Origin of the sequence: Novosphingobium sp., from assembly GCF_041915465.1 — a bacterium.
GTDB lineage: Bacteria > Pseudomonadota > Alphaproteobacteria > Sphingomonadales > Sphingomonadaceae > Novosphingobium.
In genome coordinates this window covers 1-8781 of the sequence record NZ_JAYSBK010000118.1, presented here as the reverse complement: position 1 = coordinate 8781, position 8781 = coordinate 1, and the positions used below count along the sequence as shown (strand labels likewise).

Here is an 8781-nt window from a genome sequence, read left to right as displayed (position 1 = left end):
GCGGCGGAGATCGCAGCCTATGATGCCCCCTTCCCTACCCGCGCCAGCAAGGTGGCAGCGCGGGTTTACCCCTCGTTCGTACCTTTCGAAGGCAACGTGGCGGTCCCCGATCAGCGCAAGGCCTGGGCGGTGTTCGAATGTTGGGAAAAGCCCTTCCTGTGCTGCTTTGCCGATGGCGATCCGATCACGCGCGGCGGCGATGCAATGTGGCTTGAACGGGTTCCCGGCACGCGCGGGATGGCCCATCGCACCCTGCATGGTGGGCATTTCATTCAAGAAGACGATCCGGTCGGCTTTGCCGAGGCAATTGCGGACGTGGCGCGGACCGGCTCAATTTGACCCCAGTCAATGCCGACGGTTCCTTCTTGGACAATCCTAACAATTGTTAGAATAATCCGAGAGGACCAGATGGCACACTTTCCCGATACGCCGCTGTTTTCCAGCGTTCTGCGGTTGAACCGTTTGCAAGGCGAAATCGCCGACCTTGAAGTTGAGGGCGAAGTGCCCAGTGAACTCGACGGGGCATTCTACCGCGTCCACCCCGATCCGCAATTCGCGCCCAAGTTCGCGGACGACCAGTTCTTCAATGGCGACGGCATGATCTCGATGTTCCGGTTCAGGAACGGCCGGGTCGACTTCAAGCAGCGCTATGCCCAGACCGACAAGTGGAAGCTTGAGAACGCCGCCGGAAGGGCGCTGTTCGGGGCCTATCGAAATCCGCTGACCGACGACGAGGCCGTCAAGGGCCAGATCCGGGGCACGGCGAACACCAACGTGCTCGTCCATGCCGGCAAGCTGTTCGCGATGAAGGAGGACAGTCCGTGCCTGCTGATGGACCCGAACACGCTCGATACCGAAGGTTACACCGATTTTGGCGGGGCGCTTGATATCCCGACTTTCACCGCCCACCCGAAGCTCGATCCCGATACCGGCAACTTCTGCGGCTTCGGCTATTCGATCGCCGGCCCGCTTACGCGTGAAGCCCGCTATTTCGAGATCGACCCTGACGGCAAGGTGGTGCGCCAGGCGAATTTCGCGGTGCCCTATTACACGATGCTCCACGACTTCGCGATCACGCGGGACTACGCGGTGTTCAACGTCAGCCCCTACACTTCCGACTGGTCGGTGCTGGAGCGCAACCTGCCGCATTTCATCTACCAGCGCGAACTGCCGTTCTACATCGGCGTGATGCGCCGCGACGGTGATGGCAACGATATGCGCTGGTTCAAGCAGGAGCCGAGCGTCTGCGGCTGCCACGTGATGAACGCGTTTCAGGAGGGTTCGAAGGTTCATCTCGACTTGCCGGTCAGCAAGGTGACCTCGCTGCCGTTCTTCCCCGAACTCGATCATCCCTGGAACCCGCAGGATTCAACCACCTGGCTCAGCCGGGTCACGGTCGACATGGCCTCGAACAGCGACGAGATCGCCTCGATCGAGCGGATCGGGGACGCGCCGGGTGAATTCCCCCGGATCGACGACCGGATGGCGGGCAAGCCCTATCGTCACGGCTGGCAGATCACTTACGACTTCGACAAGCCCTACAATGGCCCCCCGGGCCCGTTCGCCGGGGTGCTGAGCACGATCACCCACTACGACCTGGCGACGGGCAAGGAAACCAGCTGGTGGGCCGGGCCCGACAGCGCCTTTCAGGAACCCTGTTTCATTCCGCGCTCAAGGGATGCGACCGAAGGCGATGGCTGGATGATTGCACTCGTCGACAACCACATCACCAACTATTCCGACTTGTGCATCTTCGATGCACTCGAACTGGCCAAGGGACCTGTGGTGCGGATCAAGTTGCCGATCCGGCTGCGCCAGGGCCTGCACGGCAATTGGGTCGATGGCGCCAGATTGGCAGCCTGAATAAATAGAACATGGTAAAGATTGTAGGTCGGGCTCTAAACGTTTATGTCTAATACAGGATTAGATCATGTCGCGTACCGAGCCCGCCTTTCCTTCCCTGCCGGAGCTGACCAAAAAGCAGCGTGAAGTGCTGGCGCTTGTTGCCGACAATCGGACGAGCAAGGAGATTGCCGCCCGCCTCGGTATTTCAGAATCGGCAGTCAATCAGCGCATCGAAATTGTTCGCGCGCGCCTGGGCGGTTTGCCGCGCGGCGAACTGGCCCGGCTCTATCGCCAGGAATACATGCCTGCTGAAACTGCGACTGAGGTGGATGGTGCTGAGAGAAATGAATTTTCTCCCACATGGCAAAAAATTCACCTTCCCACGGGCGTTACTAGCCGCGAGGGGCGGGGCGTGGAAGGTCTTCCTTTCCATGAGCCTGACGGGTCGCAACCAGATCAGGAACGGGATCGGAAAGGGTCGCAGCTTTCTGCAGTCATCTTCGGTCGCTATGCGGCCGTACCCTCGCGCGGAGATCGTCCTGCGGTTTTCGCGCGAGGGGCGTTTATCCTCGCCATCCTGCTTGCCGGCATGGCGATCGCGGCGGGGATAACCGAACTGGTCGCACCGGCGTTCGCGGGTCATTGACCAGGCAGCGCGAATTTTCCCGCATCACCCGCTTGCCCCGCGCCGATGAATCGCTAGAGAGGGCCGCAAAGGCGGTTTGGTCCGCACCAAGCGACAGGGATTGATATGGCAACCTTCACTCTTCCCGCGAACAGCAAGATCAAGGGCCAGGGCAAGCATCACAAGGCCGAAGGCGCTGCCAAGGTGAAGAAATTCACCGTCTATCGCTACGATCCCGATAGCGGCGAAAGCCCGCGCTACGACACGTTCGAGATCGATCTCGACAATTGCGGGCCGATGGTGCTCGACGCGCTGATCAAGATGAAGTCGGAAATGGATCCGACGCTCACTTTCCGCCGCTCGTGCCGCGAAGGGATCTGCGGATCCTGCGCGATGAACATGAACGGCCGCAACGGCCTGGCCTGCACCACCGCGATGGAAGACCTGGATGGCGACATCCGCATCACCCCGCTGCCGCATATGGAAGTGGTGAAGGATCTGGTCCCCGATTTCACCCACTTCTATGCCCAGTACGCCTCTATCCGGCCGTGGCTGCAGACCGTCAGCACCACGCCTTCGGGCAAGGAACGCCTCCAGTCGCCCGAACAGCGTGAAAAGCTCGACGGCCTTTATGAGTGCATCCTGTGCGCCTGCTGCTCGACCAGCTGCCCCAGCTACTGGTGGAACAGCGACAAGTTCCTGGGCCCGGCGATCCTGCTGCAGGCCTATCGCTGGCTGGCCGACAGCCGCGACGAAATGACCGGTGAGCGTCTGGACGAGCTGGAAGATCCCTTCCGCCTCTATCGCTGCCACACGATCATGAACTGCGCCAACGTGTGCCCCAAGGGCCTCAGCCCGGCCCGCGCCATCGCCGATATCAAGAAGATGCAGGCGGAGCGTCACGTCTAAGTGAGCGAAGACAGCCGGGACTTTCGCTACGCGCCGGATCCGGATCATCCGGGTTGGCATAGCTGGAACCTGTCGGACGATACCCGCTTCAATGCCCAGACCATGGGTCATATGCTGGTACGCCGCGAGGCAGACCGCCTGTGCCGGGTGCGGATGTTCCCCGAACGGCGCCATACCAACCTGCTCGACATGGTCCACGGCGCCGTAACCTTGGCGTTGATGGACATTTCGCTGTTCGCGGCAATGCGCACCCTGCTGATGGGCGATGCCGCGGCCGGTTCGGTCACGCTGGAACTATCCAGTCAGTTCATCGGCGCTGGCAAACCCGGCGTTCCGCTTGACGCCGTGGTTGAGATCATGCGCGAGACGCGCCGGATGGTGTTCCTGCGCGGCATGATAGTTCAGGGCGAAAGCGACGAAAACCTGGTCGCCTCGTTCTCGGGCATCGTGCGCAAACCTTCGGGCAAATGACCCGCGTTCTTGCGCGATACGAGGCGTTGGTCACGGCCGGAGAGCTGCGTCCCGATCCCGAACAGCGCGCGGCGGCCCACCGTCTCGACCAGCTCCAGCAGCAACTTGAAGCGGCGCCAAGTGGAAGCCGGTTTCTGGGCAAGCTGCTTGGCAAGAAAAAGGCCCCATCCCCGCGCGGGCTCTACATGTGGGGCGGCGTCGGGCGCGGCAAATCAATGCTGATGGACCTGTTCCACAATTGCCTCGCCATTCCGGAAAAGCGCCGCGTCCACTTCCATGCCTTCATGCTCGAAGTCCATGCCCGCCTGCGCGAGGCCCGCAAGAGCGAGAGCGGCGATCCGATCCCGCCGGTCGCTGCCGCGATTGCCGCTGGCCTCAAGGTGCTCGCCTTCGATGAGATGGTAGTCAACAATTCGGCAGACGCGATGATCATGTCGCGGCTGTTCACCGCGCTGATCGAGGTTCATGGCCTGACCATTGTCACCACCTCAAACCGCGCGCCGAACCAACTGTACAAGGACGGCCTCAACCGCGAGCATTTCCTGCCGTTCATCGCCCTGATCGAGCGCGAGCTTGACGTGCTGGCGCTCAACGGCCCGGTCGATTACCGGCTCGAGCGGCTTGGCGGCATGGCAACCTGGCACACCCCGCTCGGCGATGCCGCGACGGCCCAAGTGCGCGAAGCCTTCTTCCGCCTGACCGACTATTCGCCCGAGGACGCCGCGCACGTGCCCTCGGCCGATATCGACGTTGGCGGCGGGCGGATGCTGCATGTGCCCAAGAGCCTGAAGGGCGTGGCCGTGTTCAGCTTCAAGCGCCTGTGTGCAGAGGCGCGCGGCGCTTCGGACTACCTCGCCATCGCGCAGACCTATCACACCGTGATCCTGGTCGGCATCCCCTGCATGGGGCCGGAAAACCGCAACGAGGCCGCGCGGTTCGTCACGCTGATCGACGCGCTTTACGAGCACAAGGTCAAGCTGCTTGCCACCGCCAATGCCGAGCCGGAACAGCTCTATGCCAGCGGCGACGGGCGGTTCGAATTCGACCGGACGATCAGCCGCCTGATGGAAATGCAGAGCGCCGACTACCTCGCCGCCGGACACGGCGAGGATTAGCCCTAAATTTCCAGGCGCGCGGTAATGCGGAAATCGCGGCCTGCCAGCGGCGCATAATCCTTGAGGTAGGACGCCGCGCGGCGCGCATCGACATTGAACAGGTTGTTCGCCGAAAGCACGAAGCTGAGCGGCCCATTGTGGCCCATCGGACGGTAGGTCACCTCGGCATTGACCATTGTGTAGCCCGGAGTCGTCGTCTCATAGGCGGCGACACGGTTCTGGGTCGTCACGTGCTCCGCCTCAACCCCAACATCGAGCCGCGGCGATTTGGCGCGCAGGCCGCCGAGGAAGCGCAGTGGCGGAATGCGCGGCGCCGGACCGGCGTTGTCGATGTCGGCATGAACATAGTCGGCCAGGCCATCGACCGAGAGCGCCCAGTTGCCGGGGCGCGCAAACACGACGTTGCCCTGCACTTCGAACCCATAGAGTCGCGCATCGGATTGGCGCACCTGGTAAACCGGCAGGCCATCCTCGAAAGCGCCCGTGCGGTCTTCGTACACGAAGTTGTTAAAGCGGGTGTAGAAAGCCGATGCCTCGAACGAGAAATCGTTACCGCTGCCGCGCAGGATGCCTTCGGCGCTGAGCGCGACCTCCTTCTTGAGGGTCGGATTGCCAATTTCGAACGCCTCGGTGCCGGCGTGCGGTCCGTTGGCAAACAGTTCTTCTGCGGACGGCGAGCGTTCGGCGCGCGAGAGGTTCACGCCAAACTTCCATTCGGGCGCGAAGTCATAGGCGGCACCGATGGCAGCGGAAAAGGCGTCGTAGCTGGTCTTGCCACTGACGAACTGCGGCTGCGAGGCAAGCGGCTTGGCCTCGAGCGAGGAATGCTCGTAACGCGCCCCCGCTTCGAACTTCCAAGCGCCGGTCTCAAACTGCTGCAAAGTGAACACGCCGACCTGGCTGGTGTTGTTGCGCGGCAGGAAGGCCTCGTCACCAACCACGTTGAAGGCGCGGTTCATGAATTGAAGGCCGCTGGCCCCCTTCCACCCGCCGCGATTGGCCTGGGCAAATTCAAGCCGCCCTTCCATCGCCTTGTTATAGAACGAGGTGCCGACGCTGCCGTCGGTCGCCAATTCGTAGTGGCTGTAGTCGCCATAGGCATAGCGGAACGACGCCTTTTCCAACCATGCGCCGTCAAAGTTGAGTTCGGCGCGGGCGTCGATCCGGTCCTGCCGAATCTGCAGGCGCGGTGCTTCCTGCGTTTGCCCCGGTTCGACCGCAAAGCGCACCGGGATGCCATAGAGGCTGTCGAAGTGGCTGTAGGCGACGCCGATGTTCCCGTTGTCGTTGATATAGGCCGCGCCGCCCCCGACCGACCAGGTCTTGCTTGCGCTGTTCGGCAAGCGGCCCTTGATCGCGGCATTGGCAGCAAAATCGATCGCGGGATCGGCCGAGGGATCCGGCGGCAGCAGGCTCGATGCCAGCGCCGTCGCGCGCAGTTCAGGGGTCAGGGCATAGCCGCCGATCTTCAGGTCGTCGGTCTTCATATAGCTGCCGTCGACATGGCCGACCCAGCCCCCACCCAGCGGCACTTCCATCGACATGGCGCCGGTCCGCTCGCTTGCGGCAGAACCATATCCCGCGAGCGCCGTGAGGTGGACCGGCTCGTCGGGGACAGCGGTGGGAATGCGCTTGTCGATGACGTTGACCACGCCGCCAATCGCGGCAGAACCATATTGCAGCGATTGTGGTCCGCGCAGCACCTCGACGCGCTGCGCAAGGACTGGGTTCACCGCCGGGGCATGGTCCACCGAAGTGTTCGACACGTCGATCGAGCCGATCCCGTTGGACAGCACGCGCACGCGCTCACCCTGCAGGCCGCGCAGTACCGGACGCGATGCGCTTGGCCCGAACGAGGTTGCGGTGACCCCCGGGGTGTGGGCCAGCGTGTCGCCGATCGATGGGCGCAAGGAACCGGTCAGCTCCTCGCCGCGCAGCACCGCGACGCCCGATAGCGCGTCCTGTCGCGAAGCCGGCAGCGTTGCGGTGACGACGATGTCGTTATCGTCGTGCGCGTGATATTGTTCCTGATCCGATGGTGTTTCCTGCGCCTGGGCCGTCATGGGCAAGATCAGCGCGAACAGGCAGGCGGAAGCGAGCAGTTTTGAACTGGGCATATTTTTCCAATGGCGACGAGGCAGTCTGACGCTGCGTGAATTCCGGGAGGAGGGTGAGGCGCTTCTAGTCGCAACCCAGCGAAGTTACAATATCACATAACAAGCCGCTCTGCGCTTCCCCGCAGGGATTGAACTCTTCGTCGCAGTTCCCATCTCCACAGCATTCCGGCGGCAACACCCCGCCGAGGTGGAAAATCCCATGATTGAAGTTCGCCCCTTTGCCACGCTGGGCCATGCCGATCACGGCTGGCTCGACGCCCGACATCATTTCAGCTTTGCCAACTACCACGATCCGGAGCGCATGGGCTGGGGCCGGATCAGGGTCTGGAATGACGATACAATCGCAGCGCAGTCGGGTTTTCCCCCTCACCCGCATCGCGACATGGAGATCGTCACTTTTGTGCGGCGCGGTGCGATCAGCCATCAGGACAGCCTCGGCAATGCCGGACGCACCGCCGCGGGCGACGTTCAGGTCATGAGCGCCGGAACAGGCATCGTTCATTCCGAATACAATCTTGAAGGCGAGGCAACCACGCTGTTCCAGATCTGGATCCTGCCAGACCGATCCGGCGAAGCACCTGCCTGGGACCAGCGCGAGTTTCCGCGCGGCGATCGTTCGGGACGCTGGGTCATCGTCGCCAGCAGCGATCCAGATGCCGATGACGCCTTGCCGATCCGCTGCGACGCCAAGGTTCTGGCTGCCACGCTCAAGGCCGGCGAGACAGTGACCTATTCCGCCGACCCCACGCGCCACCAATACCTTGTCGCGCCGACCGGACGCATCCGGGTTAGCGATCGGGAAGCGCAGCCGCGTGACGGGATTGCCGTAACCGGCGAAACCGAAATCACGCTCGAAGCCCTCGACGATGCCGAAATCGTGATGGTGGACGCCCGCTGAGCCGGGTCGCGCGTCCCTGCCCGCTGTAATTGGCGTTGATGGCGGCCGGTTTGATCGCGGCGCAGAATATCGCCTCAGCGCATCCATCATACCCCGGAATCAGAAAGGCTCGCCAGTCTTGGCGAGCCTTTCAAAGCTGATGGACACTGCCCAGCTTGTTAACCAAACCGAGTCGCATCGAAAACTCTAACCCAAGGGCAGCCCGATTTCCCTAGGCTAACCCTTTGGAATCAATGAAAAAGGTATTCCCAGAGACGCGAAAACATGTCGATTTCCTTCCAAAGGTTGGAAACCGATAAATATAAGAATCTATTAAGGTTAACAAGTCCTAAAGATTCAGGGCTATCACCTCACTTGCGTCGTTGTGGGACACCGCGACCAGCTCGAGTAAATCCGATAGCTTCATCGGCCGGCCAACGTGATAGCCCTGGGCAAGGTCGCAGCCGAGCTTGCGCAGGGCCTCAAGCGTCATCACATCCTCAATCCCTTCGGCCACGACTTCCTGGCCGAGCGCGTGTGCAAGCGAGATCACGCTCTCCACAATCAGGCGTTCGCGCTGGTCGGTGGTGATGGCCTGAATGAAGCGGCGGTCGAGCTTGATCTCGTCGCTCGGGATTTCGGCCAGATAGGCAAGACTGGCCTGGCCCGTGCCGAAATCGTCGATCGAAAGTCGAAAGCCCATGGTCCGCAGCGCGGCCAGATTGCGCTTGGCCTGTTCGCGATTGGCCATGCTGAAGGTTTCGGTCACTTCAAACGTGATCAGCGAACAATCGCGCAGGCCGCGTTCGCGAACGATGTCGG

At 62.0% G+C, this 8781-nt stretch carries 8 protein-coding genes and 1 pseudogene; 7 read left to right on the top strand and 2 right to left on the bottom strand.

Features of this window, described 5'->3' with window-relative positions; genetic code table 11:
- The 6 genes and pseudogenes from ACE3SN_RS14930 to zapE all read left to right on the top strand — a co-directional run.
- Positions 1 to 339 (top strand): annotated as a pseudogene (locus ACE3SN_RS14930) (haloalkane dehalogenase); the annotation flags it as partial.
- A gap of 69 nt (positions 340 to 408) precedes the next feature.
- Positions 409 to 1863: a carotenoid oxygenase family protein gene (locus tag ACE3SN_RS14925; protein WP_374531324.1), complete on the top strand. Its 1455-nt coding sequence runs from the start codon at positions 409 to 411 to the stop codon at positions 1861 to 1863.
- A gap of 67 nt (positions 1864 to 1930) precedes the next feature.
- Positions 1931 to 2491 (top strand): sigma factor-like helix-turn-helix DNA-binding protein, encoded by a 561-nt coding sequence (locus ACE3SN_RS14920; RefSeq protein ID WP_374531322.1) that lies wholly within the window; start codon positions 1931 to 1933, stop codon positions 2489 to 2491.
- Positions 2492 to 2596: 105 nt separating this feature from the next.
- Positions 2597 to 3379, top strand: a complete 783-nt coding sequence (locus tag ACE3SN_RS14915; protein ID WP_374531320.1) for a succinate dehydrogenase iron-sulfur subunit — start codon at positions 2597 to 2599, stop codon at positions 3377 to 3379.
- The gene (locus ACE3SN_RS14910; protein ID WP_374531318.1) at positions 3380 to 3850 is read left to right on the top strand and encodes a PaaI family thioesterase; all 471 of its coding nucleotides are present in this window, start codon (positions 3380 to 3382) and stop codon (positions 3848 to 3850) included. It begins immediately after the preceding gene.
- Positions 3847 to 4965 (top strand): cell division protein ZapE, encoded by a 1119-nt coding sequence (gene zapE / locus ACE3SN_RS14905; RefSeq protein WP_374531316.1) that lies wholly within the window; start codon positions 3847 to 3849, stop codon positions 4963 to 4965. The genes ACE3SN_RS14910 and zapE overlap by 4 nt, the downstream gene beginning before the upstream one ends.
- A gap of 2 nt (positions 4966 to 4967) precedes the next feature.
- On the opposite strand, the gene ACE3SN_RS14900 is transcribed toward zapE, so the two are convergent.
- Entirely contained in the window at positions 4968 to 7082 is a 2115-nt protein-coding gene (locus ACE3SN_RS14900) for a TonB-dependent receptor (RefSeq protein ID WP_374531314.1), read from the bottom strand.
- Positions 7083 to 7281: 199 nt separating this feature from the next.
- Between ACE3SN_RS14900 and ACE3SN_RS14895 the strand changes: the two genes are divergently transcribed.
- A complete protein-coding gene (locus ACE3SN_RS14895; protein WP_374531312.1) occupies positions 7282 to 7980 on the top strand; it encodes a pirin family protein in 699 nt (232 codons plus the stop codon).
- A gap of 328 nt (positions 7981 to 8308) precedes the next feature.
- On the opposite strand, the gene ACE3SN_RS14890 is transcribed toward ACE3SN_RS14895, so the two are convergent.
- Positions 8309 to 8781: EAL domain-containing protein (locus ACE3SN_RS14890; protein WP_374531310.1), on the bottom strand; the 473-nt coding region annotated here is incomplete at its 5' end.